This is a genomic window from Methylorubrum populi (genome assembly GCF_002355515.1).
Classification (GTDB): domain Bacteria; phylum Pseudomonadota; class Alphaproteobacteria; order Rhizobiales; family Beijerinckiaceae; genus Methylobacterium; species Methylobacterium populi_A.
Genome location: NZ_AP014809.1, coordinates 4,317,098 through 4,335,976 on the forward strand (window position 1 = coordinate 4,317,098; position 18,879 = coordinate 4,335,976).

The 18,879-nt window shown below is 68.8% G+C and carries 21 protein-coding genes and 1 tRNA gene; 7 read left to right on the top strand and 15 right to left on the bottom strand.

Features of this window, described 5'->3' with window-relative positions:
* Positions 1-251: 251 nt before the first annotated feature.
* Entirely contained in the window at positions 252-542 is a 291-nt protein-coding gene (locus MPPM_RS20010; protein ID WP_096486558.1) for a YggT family protein, read from the bottom strand.
* Between the two features lie 122 nt (positions 543-664).
* Here MPPM_RS20010 and MPPM_RS20015 point away from each other — a divergent pair.
* Positions 665-740 (top strand) — tRNA-Ala (locus MPPM_RS20015).
* A 295-nt stretch (positions 741-1,035) separates the two neighbouring features.
* Here the strand turns inward: MPPM_RS20015 and MPPM_RS20020 are convergent.
* The 7 genes from MPPM_RS20020 to MPPM_RS20050 form a co-directional block, all read right to left on the bottom strand.
* Positions 1,036-1,665 carry an FRG domain-containing protein gene (locus MPPM_RS20020; RefSeq protein ID WP_003604313.1) on the bottom strand — a complete coding sequence of 210 codons (630 nt, stop codon included), beginning with the start codon at positions 1,663-1,665 and terminating at the stop codon, positions 1,036-1,038.
* A gap of 172 nt (positions 1,666-1,837) precedes the next feature.
* Positions 1,838-3,025: a carbohydrate kinase family protein gene (locus MPPM_RS20025; protein ID WP_096486559.1), complete on the bottom strand. Its 1,188-nt coding sequence runs from the start codon at positions 3,023-3,025 to the stop codon at positions 1,838-1,840.
* Positions 3,022-3,342, bottom strand: coding sequence for a hypothetical protein (locus MPPM_RS20030; RefSeq protein ID WP_244573363.1), 321 nt, complete (start codon positions 3,340-3,342; stop codon positions 3,022-3,024). The genes MPPM_RS20025 and MPPM_RS20030 overlap by 4 nt, the downstream gene beginning before the upstream one ends.
* 36 nt (positions 3,343-3,378) lie before the next feature.
* Positions 3,379-4,023, bottom strand: coding sequence for a 7-cyano-7-deazaguanine synthase (locus MPPM_RS20035; RefSeq protein ID WP_096487940.1), 645 nt, complete (start codon positions 4,021-4,023; stop codon positions 3,379-3,381).
* The gene (locus MPPM_RS20040; RefSeq protein ID WP_096486561.1) at positions 4,020-5,204 is read right to left on the bottom strand and encodes a PfkB family carbohydrate kinase; all 1,185 of its coding nucleotides are present in this window, start codon (positions 5,202-5,204) and stop codon (positions 4,020-4,022) included. Before MPPM_RS20040 ends, MPPM_RS20035 begins: the two co-directional genes overlap by 4 nt.
* Positions 5,201-5,602: a hypothetical protein gene (locus MPPM_RS20045; protein ID WP_096486562.1), complete on the bottom strand. Its 402-nt coding sequence runs from the start codon at positions 5,600-5,602 to the stop codon at positions 5,201-5,203. The genes MPPM_RS20040 and MPPM_RS20045 overlap by 4 nt, the downstream gene beginning before the upstream one ends.
* A 61-nt stretch (positions 5,603-5,663) precedes the next feature.
* Positions 5,664-6,485, bottom strand: coding sequence for an 8-oxoguanine DNA glycosylase (locus MPPM_RS20050; RefSeq protein ID WP_244573364.1), 822 nt, complete (start codon positions 6,483-6,485; stop codon positions 5,664-5,666).
* Between MPPM_RS20050 and MPPM_RS20055 the strand changes: the two genes are divergently transcribed.
* Positions 6,444-6,776, top strand: coding sequence for a helix-turn-helix domain-containing protein (locus MPPM_RS20055; protein WP_096486564.1), 333 nt, complete (start codon positions 6,444-6,446; stop codon positions 6,774-6,776). The two genes, MPPM_RS20050 and MPPM_RS20055, sit on opposite strands and share 42 nt — an antisense overlap.
* A gap of 376 nt (positions 6,777-7,152) precedes the next feature.
* Positions 7,153-7,887 (top strand): type II toxin-antitoxin system PemK/MazF family toxin, encoded by a 735-nt coding sequence (locus MPPM_RS20060; RefSeq protein WP_238307890.1) that lies wholly within the window; start codon positions 7,153-7,155, stop codon positions 7,885-7,887.
* Between the two features lie 300 nt (positions 7,888-8,187).
* Here MPPM_RS20060 and MPPM_RS20065 read toward each other — a convergent pair whose 3' ends face one another.
* Together MPPM_RS20065 and MPPM_RS20070 are read right to left on the bottom strand one after the other, a co-directional pair.
* Positions 8,188-8,934 carry a hypothetical protein gene (locus MPPM_RS20065; protein WP_096486566.1) on the bottom strand — a complete coding sequence of 249 codons (747 nt, stop codon included), beginning with the start codon at positions 8,932-8,934 and terminating at the stop codon, positions 8,188-8,190.
* A gap of 147 nt (positions 8,935-9,081) precedes the next feature.
* Positions 9,082-9,615 (bottom strand): hypothetical protein, encoded by a 534-nt coding sequence (locus MPPM_RS20070; RefSeq protein WP_096486567.1) that lies wholly within the window; start codon positions 9,613-9,615, stop codon positions 9,082-9,084.
* 402 nt (positions 9,616-10,017) lie between these two features.
* On the opposite strand from MPPM_RS20070, the gene MPPM_RS20075 reads away from it, so the two are divergent.
* Together MPPM_RS20075 and MPPM_RS20080 are read left to right on the top strand one after the other, a co-directional pair.
* The gene (locus MPPM_RS20075; protein WP_096486568.1) at positions 10,018-10,530 is read left to right on the top strand and encodes a hypothetical protein; all 513 of its coding nucleotides are present in this window, start codon (positions 10,018-10,020) and stop codon (positions 10,528-10,530) included.
* A 596-nt stretch (positions 10,531-11,126) separates the two neighbouring features.
* Positions 11,127-12,119, top strand: coding sequence for an IS481 family transposase (locus tag MPPM_RS20080; protein ID WP_096486569.1), 993 nt, complete (start codon positions 11,127-11,129; stop codon positions 12,117-12,119).
* 447 nt (positions 12,120-12,566) lie between these two features.
* On the opposite strand, the gene MPPM_RS20085 is transcribed toward MPPM_RS20080, so the two are convergent.
* From MPPM_RS20085 to MPPM_RS20105, 5 genes are read right to left on the bottom strand one after another with little or no spacing between them, the layout of a single operon-like run.
* Positions 12,567-13,847: an MFS transporter gene (locus MPPM_RS20085; RefSeq protein ID WP_096486570.1), complete on the bottom strand. Its 1,281-nt coding sequence runs from the start codon at positions 13,845-13,847 to the stop codon at positions 12,567-12,569.
* Positions 13,837-14,904, bottom strand: coding sequence for an ACR3 family arsenite efflux transporter (gene arsB / locus MPPM_RS20090; RefSeq protein ID WP_096486571.1), 1,068 nt, complete (start codon positions 14,902-14,904; stop codon positions 13,837-13,839). Before arsB ends, MPPM_RS20085 begins: the two co-directional genes overlap by 11 nt.
* Positions 14,905-14,911: 7 nt before the next feature.
* Positions 14,912-15,337, bottom strand: coding sequence for an arsenate reductase (glutaredoxin) (arsC, locus tag MPPM_RS20095; protein ID WP_096486572.1), 426 nt, complete (start codon positions 15,335-15,337; stop codon positions 14,912-14,914).
* Entirely contained in the window at positions 15,337-15,864 is a 528-nt protein-coding gene (locus MPPM_RS20100) for an arsenate reductase ArsC (RefSeq protein ID WP_096486573.1), read from the bottom strand. The genes arsC and MPPM_RS20100 overlap by 1 nt, the downstream gene beginning before the upstream one ends.
* Positions 15,857-16,216 (bottom strand): ArsR/SmtB family transcription factor, encoded by a 360-nt coding sequence (locus tag MPPM_RS20105; RefSeq protein WP_096486574.1) that lies wholly within the window; start codon positions 16,214-16,216, stop codon positions 15,857-15,859. The genes MPPM_RS20100 and MPPM_RS20105 overlap by 8 nt, the downstream gene beginning before the upstream one ends.
* A gap of 50 nt (positions 16,217-16,266) precedes the next feature.
* Here MPPM_RS20105 and arsH point away from each other — a divergent pair, with 50 nt between their 5' ends.
* On the top strand, positions 16,267-17,013 hold the full coding sequence (gene arsH / locus MPPM_RS20110) for an arsenical resistance protein ArsH (RefSeq protein WP_096486575.1): 747 nt from the start codon (positions 16,267-16,269) through the stop codon (positions 17,011-17,013).
* Positions 17,014-17,275: 262 nt separating this feature from the next.
* On the top strand, positions 17,276-18,616 hold the full coding sequence (locus MPPM_RS20115) for an anti-phage deoxyguanosine triphosphatase (protein WP_096486576.1): 1,341 nt from the start codon (positions 17,276-17,278) through the stop codon (positions 18,614-18,616).
* The last annotated feature ends 263 nt before the right edge of the window (positions 18,617-18,879 follow it).

Below are 18,879 nucleotides of genomic sequence, written 5' to 3' on the forward strand. Positions count from 1 at the left end.
GCACCGTCTTGAATACCGTATTCAGAACGAGGCCCTAAACTTCTGACGTTGCACCGGCTTTTCGGCCGAGCCGGTGCCAGACCGCCTTAGCAACCAGCCCGGCGCCCGCGCAATGCCGCGCTCGGTCGGGCCGCGCCGTCGCAACGGGCCCGATCGATCCTTCCGGCTATGTTTATGGATGATGGATCCGGGCTTCGCCCGAGCGCCGCCGCGGTTCGGACGGGGCGCCTCGACCGAGCCGAGGCGCCGTCTCAGAAAGCGAGCTGGATGTAGAGGTCGGTGATGAGCTTCTGCGCGAACAGCAGGAGCAGGATCAGGATGATCGGCGAGATGTCGACGCCGCCGAGATTGGGCAGCAGATTCCGGATCGGCCGCAACACGGGCTCGGTGACGCGGTAGAGGAATTCGCCGATCTGCGAGACGATCGGGTTGCGCACATTGACCACGTTGAAGGCCACGAGCCAGCTCAGCACCGCGCTCGCGACGAGGACGTAGATGTAGAGCTGGATGATGGTGTTGAAGAGCCAGAGCAGGGCGTTCATGCGGGGGGTATCGGTCCTCGTCGCCCCAAACGCACGTCCGGCGCGGATGCGCGGGGCGCGGCGGGAAATTTCCGGAATTGACAGGCCGAAGCGGACAAGCCTACAAGGCCCTCGCCTCGGACGGGGCTGTAGCTCAGATGGGAGAGCGCCGCAATCGCACTGCGGAGGTCAGGGGTTCGAATCCCCTCAGCTCCACCACCAACTTTTGCTTGAAAATTGGTGTGTGGCATCAAGGACTTGGGGAGTGGTAGCTCCCGGAAAAATCCCAATTCCTCCCACGCTTCCGTTTCGCTAAATCCCAGGCGCGGTCCGGTTTTCGACAGGATATCCACACCACCCCCGCGCGGCGACGGCGGGCAAGCCTTGCTGTGCCTGACCCACGCCGTGCGCGTCGGTAGAGGGCGCGCCGGCCGGTGAATGTCGAAGCCTGCGCCGCCTTGGCGGGACCGCCGCCGTCCGGACCGGATGCTCCGAGGATTCCGAGCGGCGGGGGCTACAAGGCCGCGCCGAGCCCGATGCGGAGGCGGTACTGCCACGTCAGCGAGAGGCAGACGCCTTCGAGGCTGGCCCAGATGTGGGCCGCATCCACGCCGAGCTGGAACAGGTTGCGCTGGAAGACCGCGCGAGTGTCCCGCGGGATCTCGAAGCTGTTCTCCGCCATGCCGGGCGGCGTCCACGCCGAGGCCGGATCGGGGTGGGCCGAGAACAGGCCCTTCTGGCTCGCGATGCGGGGCGCCAGGGCGGAGGGCAGCAGGAAGCCGACCTCGGCGATCTCGAAGGGGCCGGGACCCCGCTCGGGGTCGATCATGGAACTGCCGCCCAGCGGGTGCGCGTACACGATGGCGTCCTCGTTCGCGGGCTGGCTGGCAACGGCGAAGAAGCAGGCGATGAGCGGATTGGTCGTCCAGTCGAGCAAGCGGGTCGGGAGACCGTAATGCTGACCCAGCGCCAGCCAGTCCCAATCCGTCGCCCCGGGCATCGCGACGTGCAGCCTGGCCTCGCGCTTGAAATCCTGGAATAGTTGCCGTTCGTGGCGCGGGTCGAACTCGGCGCCCCGGCCGGCGCTGGGCTTGCACTCGAAGGCCTTCGACGCGCAGCCGCGGAACACCCATCGTGAGTTCATGCGTGCCGCCAGGAAGGCGTGGAACGCCTGCCAGCGCTCCTGCGCCGGACCGCCCTCTCCATCGCCGGACCCCAATGGTCCGGGCGGGGACGGCGTGCGCTCAGGCGCCCGCAGGCGCGCCGGGGCGGGCGGAAACCGAGGCGGCCTCAACGGGTGCCCTCCCGGCCGCCGATCACCGAAGGCATGCCATACACGTCCGGTAGAGCGCCGTGGCGAGATCGTGCGTCACCTCGCAGCCGCTTCCCGAGAACATCGTCAAATCCCCGCCGGAGGCCGTCTCGGCGAGCAGCACCACCGGCATGCCGTTGGCTTGCGCGTAGCCGACGTGAAGGTTCGTCCCGAGGTCGGCGACGTCGCCCAGGGCGAGGAGGGCCGAATGGGGCACGCGGGGCCGGGGCGGCCAATGCGCTCGCGTGGGTGAGCGGGGGCCGTCGTCCGCGAACGCCGTCTCCGTCCTGAACCCGAGCGCGTCGAGGTAAGCGGCCGCCTCGTCGAAGAGCCATCTTTGGGCCATGGTCCGGCGCGGTCCGGACAGGTAGACCCGGCAACCCGACGCGGGGCGCCCGGGCACCGCCTCCATCCCTTCGAGCTCGTCCGGCGGAGGCAGCGGCAACCGAGCCCCGTCGTTGAACCACGCCACGCAGCGGGACGCGAGGTCGGCCGCCCCCACGGCGTCGAAGCCACGCTCGCCCCAATAGTGCGCGAAGGCCGCGCAGAAGACGTCGCCGGCCCCGATCCTGAACCAGCGGCGGGCGGCGTACGCCGGCACCGGGATGCCGGGGGCGTCGCCCCGGTACACCGTGGCACCGCCGAACGCGTGGCGCGACACGACGAGCGTGGCGCCCTCGCGGGCCATGACGCCGGTCGCGGCGTCGCGCGGGTCCGGGAGCGGACCGAGCCGGACCAAGTCGGCATCCTGCACCACGTAGGCGAGTTGCTCCGTCGCCCGCGAGCCGGAACGCACGAAGGAGGACGCGGGGTCGGCGGAGCGTGGGTCGTAGACCGCCCGGCCGGCCGTGAGCCGGGCCGTGCCCTCCAGCATGCCGAACCCGAGCACGACGTCGCCGGTGACGGCCAGGTCGGCGTAGCGCCGGCCGGCCTCGGGAACCCAGCTCTTGCGAAGGGGATGCCAATACTCGAATTCGAGCCGCTCCCCGATGGCGACGATATCCGTCTCGACCTCGAAGGCGGCCATGGTCGCCCGGAGGTCGCCGGCCGACTCGGCGTAAGCATACGTGCTCAGGCGGGTGCCCGGGGACAGCGCGCTCACCGCCATGGCGGCGCGCGCGCCCGAACCGAACAGGCCGGCCCAGGCGGGGAACGCGCAGCTCTCGAAATATGTGCCGCCGACGACGTTCACGTCTCGGCCCTCGTGACCGTAACGGTGCAGCGCGTCGCGCCGACATCCTCGATGAGGGCCTCGAACCGCACCCCCTGGTCGAGGCAGCCGAGCAGGCTCACGAGGCCGCGGAACGCGGCGAGGGCGCCGACGGTCGCCCCGTCGGCGGTGCGGCAGACTGCGGTGCTGGCGCCCGCGCCGGCCACGAGGTCAACCTCCAACACGTCCCCGGCCTGCAGGCCGCGCGTGGCGTCGCGGCGGACACCGATCAGGTCGACCGTGAAGGTCAGGTCGCACTCGTCGGACCCTGTCCGGACCTGTCCCATGCCGTACGGCATGCGGCGGCGTTTGGGTGGGAGCCCTCCGCCCATTCGTCAGCCCTCCGCCCGCGCCGCGTCCGGTCGGTCCGGGGCCGCGCGGGATGCCTTCGCGTCGGACCGCAGGCCGAACGACCGCAAGGTCTCGCGATGCTTCTCGCATCCGCGGCACCGCCCGCAGGCATATTCCATGACGTGACAGGAGAATGTCGCCCCGAGCGCCGAGGCGGGAAGGCCGGACGCCGCGAGCAGGGCCGGCCCGCTCAGGTGGCGTGCGGGCGCCACGACGCGCACCCCACCCTCCTGGAGCCGCATCAGTCGGTCGAGCGTCCGCAGGAATGGGGCGCGTCCGTCGGCGTGGACATCGGTCGCCACCGTTCCGATGAGGATCTCCGACAGGCCTTCCGCGACGAAGCGCATGCCTGCCAGGGTGACCAGGATCTGGTTGCGGTAGGGCCACCATTCGGGGGCACGCGCGAGCGCGGCGGGCTCCCCGCCGGCCAGGGGGCCGAGGCCAAGCGCGGACAGGTCGACCTGAAGCGTTTCGAGCCGCAGCCCGAACTCGGCCGCGATGGATGTCGCGGCAGCCCTTTCGCCCGCCGCCGGTCGCTGGCCGTAATCGACGAACAGGCAGGCGTCCGGCCTCTGCCACCAGGCGAGGGCGGTCGAATCGAGACCGCCGGAAAACAGCAGAACCCTCATCGCAGCGAGGCCCACACGACCCGATAGAGGGCGGAGGCGAAATCGTCGACGACCTCGCAGCCGGTGCCGGCCAGCATGGTCAGATGATGCTCGTCGAGGCGTTCGGCCAGCACGACCACAGGGATGCCGCGCGCCCGCGCATGTCCAACCTCGAAGATGGAGCCTGGGTCCGCCCCGTCGAGCAGGGCGAGCACGGCTTGGCAGCCGTCGAGCCCCGCGAGGTCGGCGGTGGCGAGGGCGACGGCACCGCCCCCCGTGCCCACGTCGTGCAACGGCGAGAAGACAGACGCGCCGAGGGCGTGCAGCCGGTCCCGTGCCTCCTCGACGAGCCAGCGTTGGGCGATGTGGAAGAACGGGGCCGCGAGGTAGACGCGGCCGGGCTCCCCGCCCACGGGTGCGAGCGCCTGGTCGGCGAGGTCGGCGGCCGCGGGCAGCGGCAGCGAGCGCGTGTCGACGAAATGGTGGACCGCGCGCGACGCCAAGTCGGCCGCCACCGCGGCGTCGAGGCCGCGCTCGCCCCAGTGATGCGCGAAGGCGGCGCTGAAGACGTCGCCCGAGCCGATCTTGAACACGCGGGCGGATCGATAAGCGGGCACCGCGACGGGGTCGCGACCAGGCCGGTGGACGGTCGCGCCCGAGCAGCCACGCTTGACCACGACCACGTCGGCCGCGTGCAGGGCGAGAACGGCCTCGCCTGCGGCCGGCCCCTCCTCGCCCGTCGCCGCCTCCGCCTCCCCCTCGTTCAGGACTACGGCCAGGGTCTCGGCCCGGGACCCGTTGGCGCGGAACGGGACAACGTCGTCGCCCTGCGGGTCGTGGACCGCCCGCTCCGCGGACACGACCGCGTCGCCCTCCACGAAGCCGAAACGCAGCACGACCCGCCCCTCGACCGAGAGGGCCGGGTGTCGCGTCGGCACGGCGGGCCGCAACGTGGCCGGCGACAGGGCATGGAAGTAGCCGAAGCTGATCTCCTCGGCGATGGGCATTACCGTCGCCGTCACCCCGCAGGCGTGCATCGAGCTCTCGACGTCGCGGGCCCAGCCTGCGAAGGCATAGGTGTGAAGGCTGCTGCCCGGCGAGAGCTGCCCGACCGCCGCGGCGGCGCGGCCGCCCGAACCGAACAGCCGGCGCCAGCGCGGGATCTCGCAGATCTCCAGGTAGGACCCTCCGGCGACGATCAACCCAGCACCGGTGCGATGGCGACGCGACAGAGGAGGCGGCCGACCTGCGTCACGGTCGCCGCGTAGCGGTGGTGGGTGCGCAGGCAACCGAGAAGTTCGTCGAGGCCTTCGACGTTCGCCAGCGTGCCGACCACCTGCCCGGCGGGGCGGGTACGGCACACGGCGGTCTCGAACGCACCCGCCCTGTGCAGCGCGACGTCCAGGACGTCGCCGATGCGCACGACGGCGACGACGTCGGCCCGGACCCCGGTCAGTTCGACGTCGTAACTGAGGTCGCAGGGCGAGCCCGTAGGCGCGTTCCCGCCCTCCGATCCGGCGGTCGAGCCCGGCGCTCCCGGCCCTGCACCGGCCGGCGCGACCAGGCGACGGCCCGAACTCTTCTTGCTGCCCCCCGACATCCCGCTTGCCCGGCCACTGGTGAAGGAGACCTGATTTCTTATCGGCCTCCGCCGTCGCCGGTCAAACCGGTCCCCGGCCGATGTTGCGCATCGCCCGCCACATGACGGCATCGACCAGCGACGGCTTCGCGTCCAGGGCCACGCAGAACTGCAGGAAGCGCCGTTCGAGCGCCTCGTAGTCCCGCGGGAGGCGGATCGGCCGCTCGAACAGGCCGATCAGGAGGCCTGCACGGATGATGTGAATGTCGAGGATGGCGACCTCGTCCGAGCCCAGCCAGTTCCGGGTGACCCACGAGGCGGTCTTCGGACCGACGCCGGGCAGGCGCATCAGGTGGCGTCGGAAGGCCAGGGCGTCGCTCGACGGCGGCGGATCGGTCTCGATCAGCGTCAGCGCGTCGGCGAGCCTGCCCGCCCTCTGCTTCGGGAAGCGGTAGCGCACCGACCTTTCGCCGATGCGGACCGGCCTGCGCAGGAGGGCCTCGATCTCATCGGCCCCAGGACGACGGCCAGGCTCGAAGATCCCATCCGCGGCCAGCGCGCGATGGACCGCGTGGTTGACCTCGGCCGTGATGCCGTAGCCCCCGAGCAGACAGAAGCCGATCTCGTGAGCCAGGCTGACCTCCCGCCCCACGAACCCGTCGACCGGTTCGCTGGCCCGACCGACCATGAAAGCCCAGAACGCGGCACTCGGCACCCATTCCGGGCGCCCCCACCGCACCCCCGGCATCAATTCGGCCTCCGGGTCCGCGGGAATCGTCGCGACCGACCGCGGCCTCCCGGACGTCTGAGCCTGCATCCTGCGTGCCTTGATTATTCGTTTCCATTCGATTTTATTGACTTCATGAGCGGAAGCAAGCGGGCGGCTGACGGCGGGGATGCGCATGCGCTGGCGATTGCCCTCGGTCGCGCGCGTCGAGAGCGCGGGCTTACGCAGGCTGCCCTTGCCAAGATCCTCGGCGCGAGCCAGGCGACCGTATCGAAGCTGTTGGCTGGGCAACATAAGCCTAGACCCGGGCTGCATCTCGCCGCGGTTCGGTTCATCGGTGCGCACCCGTCGGAGGATCCCGCGGCTTCCTCGGACCTGACGCGGCGCGTGGAGGCGGCTGCAGGTCAGTCGGTCGCGTTCCGAGCGCTCCTGGAGGCCGCGGTGGCGCTCTTGAATGAAAACGAATAGCCGCTTCGAGCGGTGCGGCAAGGTCGGGGACCGTCGTTCTCGGCGCCGGATGGAACGTGCCCCGGGACCAGGCCGAGGCGGCGCGCCCGGGCGGCGGGAACCGGCGCCTCGATGACGAGCGCGGGTGCCGCCCCCCCGGGTCGGGTCGCTCAAACCAAGGCACCCACGGCGGGCAGGCCCCGACAAGATCGCGGCGCCCGGGCGCCGGCGGCGCTCGGCCCCTTCGGCGTGGGATGACAATGGTCCGGCGTGCGGATACGGCGTCGGCCGAGGTGTTTGCCGACTTCGAACGGATCGGCTCGCCCTCGGCCTGCCCGACGCGACGTCGCCCGGGCTACGCCATCGCCTTCCCATCGGCAGGAGCATTTGTCTCGGGGTGCCCCACGCCTTTCGCATGTTCAAGGCCATGACGGATCTCGGCTTCGCCCAGGGCGAGGCGCTCGCCGTCGGCGGATTGATGGAGATTTCCCGGCATCCCGATACCCGCTTCAACGGCGAGGCTTGCCTCGACCGGCTGTGCGAGGGAGGCTTCGCCGAAGAGACCGCCGAGGCGGTGGCCAGCGCGTTGCGCCACTGCTTCCTGTCGGAAAAGGCCACCGCGCAGTACGAGCGGACCAAGCTGAAGACGGCGCTGGTTCGCGGCGGCATCGCCGCCGCGAAGGCGGACGCGTTCCTGACGACGCTGGAAGGTTCGGTCGTCACGCGCCGCACGGCCGAGGTCAGGCGGCCGGTTCCGCACGCTCCGAGCCCCGGCCGGGTCGTGATGTGCGATTTCACCTACCTCGTGAAGCCGGAGATGCAGAAGGAACGGCGGGCGATCGTCGTGTCCTCGCGCTCGGCCGGCGCCGCCGGGCGCTGCACGGTGGTGCCGGTGAGCAAGAGCCCGCCCCGGGAGAACAACACCCATCATTTCCGGTTCGAGCCGGGCACGTATCCCTTCTTCCACCAGACCGACCCGGTTTGGGCCGTCTGCGACCACATCTACACCGTTTCCTTGGTCCGGCTGTGGCAGGTCAACGTGAACCGCCGCCCGGCGCTGCCGTCCATCTCGCCCGCCGAGCTCGCCGGCATCCGAGCGCTCCTCGGAACCGTGCTAGGCCTCGATCATTGACCCGGCGAGGCGGATATGCGATATCCCTCTCACTCGCTGGAGGCGGGTCACACCGTCTTTTCAGCTGACCGAGGATGCTCGCCATCCGAGGTCGGGGTTTGCCCGCGGGTATTCCCCTCAAACGAAAGCCCCGCTCAGGCGGGGCTTTTTCGTTGGTGGTATGCGCTTCGAACGCACAACGACCGCCGTACACCCAAGCTGCGCTCCCTCCTGGCACACGTCACGGCCCGAGAGGCGAGAGCTTAAGCTTGGCGAGGGCCGGCCCTGCATCCGGGCGTCGGCGCCATCGGCCGACGTGGGCTAGGGCCGATCCGAGGCGGCACCCTGGCAGAACCGAACAAGGTCTGCAGGATCGACATCGTCGGACACGGCCCAGAACCAATCCAACAACTCGGGCAGCCACTGGCGACCGATGCAGCAGCGCGTCCGTCCGGGCCGACTCAGGTCGAGGCGCGACAGGGTGCCGGCCATGACCAAGCGCCGCTCTCGATGGACCAGGACGTGAAGTTCGGCACCGCTGCACGCGATCCGAACTCGGGTCTCCGGCGTGCCGACGACGAGGGCGATCTCATCGCCGCGCATCGAGTCCTTCGCTCCAAGGGAAGCGGTGCACTCGGCGAGGAACCGAACGAGCTTCGGGCCCGTGAGGCGGGCTTGGCGCGCCGGGAACCGTGCGACGAAGGGTGAGCGCTCGGAATGCGACCGGCGCGGCGGTCCGAAGTTCCGCGGCGAGGTCTCGCCGGCGAACGCGCGCCATGGCGCAGCCACTGCCTCCAGCACGGACAACCACTCTCCAACGAGGCAGTACCCGGTCGGCGGCGCCCCATCCCTCGCGGTCAAGGAGGCAACGAGCGTTCCCCGCACGATCAGGCGAAAAGCCCGCGCGCCCGCGGCGGTGACCAGGCCGCGGATGACCATGCCGGGAGCGATCTCGTGCTCGCTCATGGTTCCGTCGGCGGCCCGGCTGCGCGGCGGCGTCACGACCGAGAGCAGGGCGACGAGAGACAGGACGTGCAGGCGACGCGCGTCGCCGAACGAGGTATTCATGTGCGCTCCGAATTCATGTTTGCGGTGGATGGTCGAACGGGCAGTAGGCCGCGGGCTTGCCGGGTCTCGATCTCCGCCAGCGCCCAGCCTTCTTGCGCGGGGAGCCGATGTGCGCGGCGATGGATTGGCCTTGCCATGGGCGGGCGATCAGACCCGACCCGGCCCGGCGGGATCGGACCTGCCTTTGCTGCGGGGCCTCTTCGCCGACGGGCTGTAATGCGTCCCGTCGAAGTCGACCCAACCGGCCTTGCGAAGCCGCCGCATCGCGGCCAGAAGGGAATTGTCGCGCGCCTCGGTCCGCTCGCCCCCGTCCCAGTCCCTCAGCTGTCCGAGCAGCTCCCGGGATGTCAGGGGCTTGCCTGCGCGCTTGACGAGGTCGTACGCAGCGGCGCTCACCCCCTTGAGCGGGCGGGGGGACCTCTTGGGCCGAGGACCGGCTTGCGGTGCCGCGACCTCCTTGGCGCCGGGCGGCACCTGCTGCGCAGGCTCCGGGGGTGGAGGCGGCGTGACAGCCTCGGCACCGCGCCCGATGGGCGCCGAAGCCAGCCAGTTCGCCAAGGCAGGGGGCACGGCCGCCGTTCCGGACAGGAAGGCGTCGATGACGACGCGCTTGAGCACGGGTTCCGCGTGGAGCCGCCAGTATTCCTCCGCCCGCTCCGCCGCCCAATCCGAGTCGCCCATGGTGCCGTACCTCCGTTGCGCCACACTAACCTCCGACGGTTACACGTCCACATGGATATCTAAGCGGGGTTCGAGGCGACGCGATTTATCCACAGGGAGTTTCGCGTCACGGCGGAGGGATGGCCACAGCGAATTGCAGAGATCCTGGTGGACGTGGGTCGGCCGCCGCCGAGGAGCAGGCGACAACATACCCGACCGCTTCCGCGCTCGGCGACGGAACCGTCGCCCAGGTCGCGGACCAAGTCGCCGCCTGGGCGGCGGCGTTGAAGGGGCAAGGCGCCTTTCCAGCCGGACCTCGTCCTGGCCGGGGCGACCCGACGAAGCTTCCGACGCGGCGTTGCCTTGACCGCTCCGTAGCGAGCTGAATCCATTGGCTCACCGTACGCAGTCCCATGGTCCGCGATGTTCCGCCCGTCCTCGATCTTCTTCGCAAACCGCAAGGTGCACGCCCTGCGCGCGCAACTCGCCAATGTCCGGCAGCCTATCGCCGAGGCGACCGCTCGACAGGTCGTCGCGCTGGCGTGGGGGTGGCAGTCCTGGAGCGAGTTGCTTTCGGCGCTTGAGACGCCCGGCACGCCCACGCCGCTCGACGAGGAACTCGTCGGCCCGGATGCCCGGGCCGGGGCCATGGGCCTCCTCAACACGCGTATCGTGGGACAGCGCAGCAAGAGTTCCAGCTGCGCTCTCCAGACCGTCGTCGGCCTGCCGCCGCCGGTTTGCCTATCGCTGAGCGCCTTCCTGCACCTGACCGGACGTCATCCCGTCGGCACTTGGCTGACACCTGAAGCATACCGTGAATTGTACGAGGCGTCCGTCGCGCCGAGGCCGGATTGGGCCCTGGATCTCCTGGACCATCAGCGACGGTCGCGGGAGGCGCCGCAGCGGTTTCCGCTTCCGCCGGATCGACCACGCTGATCGAAGGGCTCCGACGTGCCGGTCACGTCGCCCGGGGCGGGCCAGCGGTTTCGGGCGGATCGGTCACGACTTGGATCGAGTGGTCGAGCCATCGCCAGCCTCCCGCGAGCCGCGGATCGTGGCAAGCTGCCGAGATGGCCGGCCGGTCTGCCGGGTTCCGCTCGCGACCGACCGTACGGGCGTGGCTCATGCGCTGCTATACCCATATCGACGCCTCGCTGGCTTGAGACCTGCGCATGCGTCGTAGGCGAGGACGACGGCATCATCAGCGAAGCCAATATCGCGCGTGCGCGGCGGCGTCGCTGGGTGGCCTCGGCCTGTCGCTGATCGGCTGCGGACAGGAGACGGGCGCTGGCGGGTCGGCCGTGCGGGCGGATGACCGAAGTCGCGGTGTTCCACGTCGTGTGCATGGACGTGCGTCGCGCCCGCGGGCGATGGCCCACGAGACCGCCCGCGACGGCGCTCGGGATCGCACGGATGCTGCGCACTGGCTGGTTCCGGCAAGCGCTCGGCCGCGCTGCTCCGATTGCTGCGGTTAGATGTTTGATCCCAGGGTTTGATGGTGCACTCTTCACGTCGGAGTGGAGGGATGCGCTATGGGCCAAATTCTTCACGGCAGCGCCACGACGACTGAGGCGATCCGTCGAGCGATCCAGCATAGTCAAGCGAGCCTGAGGGCACTCTCGAAGCGCTACGGGATCAACCCGAAGACGGTCGCCAAGTGGCGGCAGCGGACCTCGGTTGCCGACCAGCGCACCGGTCCGAAGGATCCGCGCTCGACGGTGCTGTCATCGGAAGACGAGGCGGTCGTCGTCGCCTTTCGCCGCCACACACTTCTGCCGCTGGACGACTGCCTCTACGCGCTCCAGGCCACGATCCCGCACCTGACCCGCTCGTCACTGCATCGCTGCCTGCAGCGGCACGGGATCAGCCGATTGCCGGAGGTCGACGGCGACAAGCCGAAGCGGTCGCGCTTCAAGGCCTATCCGCTCGGCTACTTCCACATCGATCTGGCTGAGGTCCACACGGCCGAAGGACGGCTCTACCTGTTCGTCGCAATCGATCGCACGACCAAGTTCGCCTTCGTTGAGCTCCACGAGAAGGCGACGCGAAGGGTCGCGGGTGACTTTCTACGCCATTTGATCGAGGCCGTGCCCTACAAGGTGCACACGGTGCTCACCGACAACGGCACCCACTTCACCACGCCCGGCAACATCGCTTCGGCCGCCTCCATCATCCGGGAGGCGATCGCAGCCGGCGAGACGTTCCGAGCCCACAGCTTCGAGTCCGCCTGCGCCCGCAACGAGATCGACCATCGGCTGACCAGACCGCGGCACCCCTGGACCAACGGTCAGGTCGAGCGGATGAACCGCACGATCAAGGACGCGACGGTCAAGCGCTACCACTACGACAGCCACGAGCAGCTCGGCGCTCACCTGGCCGACTTCGTCAGCGCCTACAATTTTGCCCGCCGTCTCAAGACCCTGCGCGGTCTCACGCCCTACGAGGCTATCTGCAAAGCATGGTCCGCCGAGCCCAGTCGCTTCAGGGCAAACCCGCTCCACCAAATGCCGGGACCGAACATCTAGCAGACTTGAACACCACTCTAGCGACAAGGCGGCGGCAGCCATGCATCACACGAAACTGCCGAGATGCCGTTCTTCGTTTCGATTTCCGGGCCCGGGGGTAGGAGGCCAATTATCTACTGCAGGATCCTGAGGACACGTAACCACCCAACATCAAAAAAATCGCGCATGTACAGATAGATATCGCAGAGAGCAGACATTTGGGCGACCGGCCTCCGCTGGCTCCCAAGCGGAGGCTCGGGAGCCAGCGGAGACCGTTCGCCCAATTGCGAGATGTCTGCCAAAAATTATTCAAAGATCAATGACATCGGGCGATTTGCGAGGACTTGCGGTCGCCAGAGGCCGACGTGGACGGATCATTGCCGCCAGGAGTGTGGTGCCGAACCGGCCACCTCATTTGGTCAACCCGGCATTCCGGTGCCGAGCACCATTATTCTGCACTGAAGCAACCTAGAGCGAAGAAGGGGGGCCGTTTCGAAGGCGGCCTTTCGGCTTGGCTGCTGACGCGAAGCACCTGTTCTTCGAAACCGCCTCGGCCTCGCCAGGGATGCCGACCGCTTCCGGTCGTGTGCCCCACAAGGCGCCTGCCAAACCGACGTTCGCGAGCGCGAGCACCGCCAGAAGGGCATAGGCCAAATCGGGGCCGCCGTAGGTGAGGACCGTGGCCCCCAGCGACGGAGCAAGAGCCTGGGCGATCAGGCTCGGCCGGGCGAGCCGCCCCGCCAGAACCGGGTAGCGTTCCGACCCGAACAGGGCGAGCGGCACCGTGCCTCTCGCGATCGAGTAGATCCCGTTGCCGGCACCGTAGAGCACCAAGGCGATGCCGACCGCAGGAATGCCCAATGCCAGGATTGCCAGTCCGAACGCCACGAGGGCCATGGCCACGTTTAGCGTCCAGAGCGGGTGGTGCCGCCCCTTATTGGCCATCTCGACAACGCGGGCTCCGACCTGGGACGGCCCGATCAGGGCGCCGTAGGATACGGCGGCGGCAAAGGCCACGCCGCGTGCCTGCAGCAAGGTAATCAGGTGGACCGAGATCAACGTCATCACGGTGCCGCCGAAAACCAGCACGCCGGCCATCAGCGCGAAGGCGCGCCGTTCCCGCGAGGTGAGCGGCGCCTCGCCAAGGTGTTTTACGTCCCCGCCGTTAGCCAAGGCAGGCGCCTCAGGGATCAGACCGAGCACCAGGGGAAGCGTGACGAAGAGGTGCAGCCCGGCATAGGCAAGACATGTCGAGCGCCAGCCGACCTGCTCGACGAGAAGGGCCGAGAGCGGCCAGCAGACGGTGCTGGCGAACCCACCCCATAGGGTCAGGGTGGTGATGGCCGGGCGCGCCTCGTCGCCGTAGAGCCGGCCGAGGGTGGCGAAGGCCGGGTCGTAGAGGCCGCAGCCCATCCCGAGCCCAATGACCAGCCAGCCGGACAGGAACACCGGAAGGTTCGGTGCCAGTCCGATCACCAAGTGGCCACCCGTTAGCAGCAAGGCCGCCGATACAAGGACCGGCCGACCCCCGTGCCGGTGGATGGCGATTCCGACCCGGGGCGAGGCGATTGCCGCCACCAGCAGGCCGATGGACAGCCCCCCGACCACCCATGCGAGCGGCCAACCCGTGTCGGCGGCGATGGGCCCCGCGAGCACCGCCGGCAAGTAGAAGGACGAGCCCCAGGCGAGGATCTCCACCACGCCCAGGGCCGAGATGACGACGAGGCGGTTGTGGACCTCAGACCTCACGGGAGGCAGGCTTCAGCGCCGCTGCCTTGCCGGCCGCGCCACGCTCGTACCAGCCCTGCGAGCGGTTCACGATCCATACGACGGAAAGCATGACTGGGACCTCGATGAGGACGCCGACCACGGTGGCCAGCGCCGCGCCCGAGTTGAAGCCGAACAGGCTGATCGCGGCCGCCACCGCGAGCTCGAAGAAGTTCGAGGCGCCAATCAGTGCCGAGGGCCCGGCCACGCAGTGCTGCTCCCCGGCGACCCGGTTCAGGAGGTAGGCCAGCCCCGAGTTCAGGTAAACCTGGATGAGGATGGGGACCGCGAGCAGCCCGATGACCGCGGGCTGGGCCCGGATCTGCTCGCCCTGGAAGCCGAACAGCAGCACCAGGGTCGCCAGAAGTGCGGCGAGCGAGGTGGGCCCGAGCCTGGCGAGCAGCCGGTCGAGGGCGGCCCGCCCGCCGGAGGCCAGGAGGCCACGGCGGATCACTTGCGCGACGACGACCGGGATGACGATGTAGAGCGCCACCGACAACACCAGCGTCCCCCAAGGCACGGTGATGGCCGAGAGCCCGAGAAGCAGGCCAACGATGGGGGCGAAGGCCACCACCATGATGGTGTCGTTGAGCGCCACCTGGCTTAGGGTGAAGTACGGCTCGCCTCGGGTCAGGTTCGACCAGACGAACACCATGGCGGTGCAGGGCGCCGCCGCCAGGATGATGAGCCCGGCGATGTAGCTGTCGACCTGGTCGGCCGGCAGGTAGGGCCGGAACAGGGTGCCGATGAACAGCCAGCCGAGCGCGGCCATCGAGAAGGGCTTCACCGCCCAGTTGATGAACAGCGTCACGCCGATGCCGCGCCAGTGCCGCCCGACGTGGCGCAGCGAGGCGAAGTCGATCTTGAGCAGCATGGGGATGACCATGAGCCAGATCAGGACGGCGACCGGCAGGTTCACCTTGGCGACCTCAGCGTCGCCGACGGCGTGGAAGAAGCCCGGCATGACGTGGCCGAGGGCGATGCCGGCCACGATGCAGAGGGCGACCCAGAGGGTCAGGTAGCGTTCGAAGGTGCTCATGGTGTCCTCAAGCGGTGGCGACGCGGCGGCCGCGCTCGTCGACGACGCGCTCGCCGTCCTCCTTCACGAACTCCCCCTGCTGGGCGGGGAGGAGGTCCAGCACCGCCTCGGATGGGCGGCACAGGCGCACACCCTTGGGGCTGACGACCAGCGGGCGGTTGAGCAGGACCGGGTGCGCCTCGACCGCGTCGAGGAGTTGCTCGTCGGTCAGCGCCGGGTCGGCGAGGCCGAGCTCGGCGTAGGGCGTGCCCTTCTCGCGCAGCGCGTCCCGGACCGAGAGGCCAGCGCGGGCGAGCAACTGCCGGATGAGCGCCCGGTTCGGGGGCGTATTGAGGTACTCGACGACGTGCGGCTCGATGCCGGCGTTGCGGATCATCGCCAGGGTGTTGCGGGACGTGCCGCAGGCGGGGTTGTGGTAGATGACGACGTCCATCACGCGACCTCCGGGCGGGCCGAGGTCGCGCCGACGAGCTGGCCGATCTCGCGGACCTTCGACGACAGAGCAACTTGGTCGAGGCTGCCGAGCGGCAGGGCGACGAAGGCCGCGATCCGATTCTTGAGGTAGCGCTGGGCAGTGACGAAGGCGCGCTTGCGCTCCATCTCGGAGCCTTCCGCCGCTGCGGGGTCCTCGATGCCCCAGTGGGCCGTCACCGGCTGGCCCGGCCAGTACGGGCACGTCTCGCCGGCGGCGTTGTCACAGACGGTGAAGACGAAATCCATGACGGGGACTTCGGGACCGGCGAACTCGTCCCACGACTTCGAGCGCAGGCCCTCGGTCGGGTAGTCGCTTTCCCGCAGGACCTGCAGCGCCAGCGGGTGCGGCTCGTCCTTCGGTTGGCTGCCGGCGGAGAAGGCGCGGAAGCGCCCGCCGCCCTCCTTTTTGAGCATGGCCTCGGCCAGGATCGAGCGGGCCGAGTTGCCGGTGCAGAGGAACAGGACGTTGTAGACTGGCTCAGGCATGTAGGGTGTCCCCGGTGGTGCAGTCGCAGGCGGCGAGCGCGGCGACGGCCGCGGCGCACACCTCGGGGTGGCCCTGGCAGCAGTCACGCATGAGGAACTGGACGAGGTCGGACAGGCCGGCGTAGGCGGCGCTGTAGATGACCGACTTGCCCTCGCGCCGGGAGGTGATCAGCCCGGCGTGCGAGAGCTCCTTCAGGTGGAAGGACAGGTTGTTGCCGGCGACGTTCACCGTCTCGGCGAGGACGCCCGCGGCGAGGCCGTCCGGACCGGCGGTGACCAGGGCGCGCACGACCCGGAGCCTATGCTCCTGGCCGAGGGCGGCGAAGGCGGCGAGGGCTTGCCGTTCGTCCATCGAATGACCTACATATCAACTATCGTTGAAACGTAGAGGAGTTAAGCGCCTTGAACAAGCCCCAGCAGCCGTTCGCCGACGGGGTGCCGAACCTCTCCGAGGCGCATTTCAAGGTGCCGACCGAGGAACGGATGGCGGCGCCGACGCCGCTCGACCATGCGCCTCGGTTCCTCGTCCTCTACGGGTCGCTCCGGGAGCGTTCGTTCAGCCGCTTCCTGGCCTTCGAGGCGGCACGGCTGCTGGAGGCGATGGGCGGGGAGGTCCGCATATTCCACGCGGACGGGCTACCGCTGCCCGACGACGCGCCCGTCGAACATCCGAAGGTGCAGGAACTCCGGCAGCTCTCGATCTGGTCGGAGGGGCAGGTCTGGGTCAGCCCGGAGCGGCACGGCAACATGACCGGGGTGATGAAGTCCCAGATCGACTGGCTGCCGCTGAGCGAGGGCTCGGTGCGCCCGACGCAGGGGCGGACGCTTGCGGTGATGCAGGTCTCGGGCGGATCGCAGAGTTTCAATGCGGTCAACAGCATGCGGGTGCTGGGGCGCTGGATGCGGATGATCACCATCCCGAACCAGTCGTCGGTGCCGATGGCCTACAAGGAGTTCGACGATGCCGGCCGCATGAGGCCAGGGCCGCTCTACGACCGCGTGGTCGATGTCTGCGAGGAGCTGATGAAGTTCACTCTCCTGACGCGTGGACGGGCCGACTACCTCGTCGACCGCTACTCCGAGCGTAAGGAGCGCGAGCCCGAGCGCTTCAAGGGCGTCGCCGCCGACATCGGGTTCGTGAAGCGGTAGACGGACCGTTCCCCCGTGGAGCGAGCCTCGGTCCCGGCCTGCGGATTGCGCTGTCAGCCTCCCTTACGGGCGTAGCGGCCCTTGTCCCGCGGCTCGAAACACCGACGGTGGAAGACCCGCACATCCAACTGCCGAGGCTCCTAAGAGGACGGAGGCGCCGTGAGCAAGGAACCGCGGCGGCATCGACGCTTTCCGTTGGTATTCAGCGCAGCCGAGAGGTACCGGCTGCCTGGATCGAGTTTAGCCGCGAAAGTGATTGCATATGGATTGGTACGACCGCCGCGAACCATGGCAGGCCCAGGCCGACGACGCCCGCGATGGGGCCGCCACCGATTACAGCCGGGTCATCCACTCCGCGTCGTTCCGGCGTTTGCAGGGCAAGACGCAAATCCTGAACCTCGGCGACAGCGACTTCTACCGGACGAGGCTCACCCATTCGCTTGAGGTCGCGCAGATTGCCGGCGGGATCGCGCGGCGGTTCGAGAAGGTTTATGCCGACCATGCCGCCCGGCAATACATCCCGGACCTCAGCATGATCCAGGCCGTGGGCATGACCCACGACCTCGGCCACCCCCCGTTCGGCCACGGCGGCGAGGTTGCCCTGAATTTCTGCATGCGCGGTGCCGGCGGTTTCGAGGGCAACGGCCAGACCCTGCGCATCCTGTCCAGGCTGGAAAAGTTCTCCAAGGTCGCCGGCGCGAACCTGATGCGGCGCACCCTGCTCGGGGTTCTGAAGTATCCCGTGCCCTTCAGCCTCGCGATGAACGTGGACATCCGCCCCGCCCTCCACGTCGGCCCGGAGTCGATCCGGATCATCGACCGCGAGGCCTCCAAGCCGCCCAAGTGCTACCTGGATTGCGAGCAAGACGTCGTCGACTGGATCCTCGCCCCACTCAGCGAAAAGGACCGCAACGCCTTCACCGAGGCCCGCGATCAAGAGGGCAAGCACCGCAAGCCCCTCCACAAGTCGTTCGATTGCAGCATTATGGACGTCGCCGACGACATCGGCTTCGGCATCCATGACCTGGAGGATGCCCTCGCCCTTGGCCTGGTAGCGCGGGTGGATTTCGAGGCGCACGTGACCGAGGAGAAGAGCTCAAGTTTCCTCAACAGTCTCAAGGAGAAATACCCGGAGGAGTTCGGCAACAACGTCTATGAGGGATTCCTTGATCGGCTGTTCGGTGCCGGCGATACCCGGAAGAGGTGCATCGGCCGGATGGTCCATCACCTGATCACGAACTGCGTGATCGAGACCAGGGAGGAGTTCGACGAGCCCCTCGTTCGATATCGGGCTGCCATCGAAGCCGGAGCGAACACCTTCCTGGAAGCGCTGAAGGAACTGGTCCGGGAGGTCGTCATTCGCAGCCCGGGGGTCCAGCACCTCGAATTCAAGGGTCAGGGTATGGTCGTCGCGGTGTTCGAGGCCCTCGCCTCGGAGCCGAAGTCGTTCCTGCCGCGGTCGACCTACGAGGCGTACGAAAAGGCGCCTGACGGTCGGCGCGTAATCTGCGACCACGTGGCCGGCATGACCGACGCCTTCCTCATGCGCACTTACGAGCGCTTGTTCAGCCCGAGGATGGGTTCCGTGTTCGACCGCCTCTGACCGACCCGCCGCCCGGTTTAAGCGAGCGACCCGTGATTCCTTCCTGCTCCCGGTCCACATCAACCCCAAATGCGTGAGGGCTTCACCGATGCCGAAGGGGCGGGCAGGCCGGGGCGACCTCCCTTCCGGCGCCGGCGGAATGCTGAGGCGGCAGCCTCGCCCCGCTCCATCTTGTGCCGGGGCGCGGCAGCGCCACGGCGCCGTGGATCATCGGCATCCGCATAAGACCGTCGAACAGCGTTGCATGTTGCTCGGTTCGGCGG

What these genes read in the sequence shown, in the direction of transcription:
- MPPM_RS20055 (WP_096486564.1), top strand. Translation starts at nt 6,444, where the DNA reads ATGAGCGGAAGCAAGCGGGCGGCTGACGGCGGGGATGCGCATGCGCTG.
- MPPM_RS20105 (WP_096486574.1), bottom strand. Translation starts at nt 16,216, where the DNA reads ATGGACGAACGGCAAGCCCTCGCCGCCTTCGCCGCCCTCGGCCAGGAG.
- MPPM_RS20010 (WP_096486558.1), bottom strand. Translation starts at nt 542, where the DNA reads ATGAACGCCCTGCTCTGGCTCTTCAACACCATCATCCAGCTCTACATC.
- MPPM_RS20070 (WP_096486567.1), bottom strand. Translation starts at nt 9,615, where the DNA reads ATGGGCGACTCGGATTGGGCGGCGGAGCGGGCGGAGGAATACTGGCGG.
- MPPM_RS20080 (WP_096486569.1), top strand. Translation starts at nt 11,127, where the DNA reads ATGGGCCAAATTCTTCACGGCAGCGCCACGACGACTGAGGCGATCCGT.
- MPPM_RS20065 (WP_096486566.1), bottom strand. Translation starts at nt 8,934, where the DNA reads ATGAATACCTCGTTCGGCGACGCGCGTCGCCTGCACGTCCTGTCTCTC.
- MPPM_RS20100 (WP_096486573.1), bottom strand. Translation starts at nt 15,864, where the DNA reads ATGCCTGAGCCAGTCTACAACGTCCTGTTCCTCTGCACCGGCAACTCG.
- MPPM_RS20050 (WP_244573364.1), bottom strand. Translation starts at nt 6,485, where the DNA reads ATGCGCATCCCCGCCGTCAGCCGCCCGCTTGCTTCCGCTCATGAAGTC.
- MPPM_RS20115 (WP_096486576.1), top strand. Translation starts at nt 17,276, where the DNA reads ATGGATTGGTACGACCGCCGCGAACCATGGCAGGCCCAGGCCGACGAC.
- MPPM_RS20035 (WP_096487940.1), bottom strand. Translation starts at nt 4,023, where the DNA reads ATGAGGGTTCTGCTGTTTTCCGGCGGTCTCGATTCGACCGCCCTCGCC.
- arsB (WP_096486571.1), bottom strand. Translation starts at nt 14,904, where the DNA reads ATGAGCACCTTCGAACGCTACCTGACCCTCTGGGTCGCCCTCTGCATC.
- MPPM_RS20075 (WP_096486568.1), top strand. Translation starts at nt 10,018, where the DNA reads ATGTTCCGCCCGTCCTCGATCTTCTTCGCAAACCGCAAGGTGCACGCC.
- MPPM_RS20045 (WP_096486562.1), bottom strand. Translation starts at nt 5,602, where the DNA reads ATGTCGGGGGGCAGCAAGAAGAGTTCGGGCCGTCGCCTGGTCGCGCCG.
- MPPM_RS20020 (WP_003604313.1), bottom strand. Translation starts at nt 1,665, where the DNA reads ATGAACTCACGATGGGTGTTCCGCGGCTGCGCGTCGAAGGCCTTCGAG.
- arsC (WP_096486572.1), bottom strand. Translation starts at nt 15,337, where the DNA reads ATGGACGTCGTCATCTACCACAACCCCGCCTGCGGCACGTCCCGCAAC.
- MPPM_RS20030 (WP_244573363.1), bottom strand. Translation starts at nt 3,342, where the DNA reads ATGCCGTACGGCATGGGACAGGTCCGGACAGGGTCCGACGAGTGCGAC.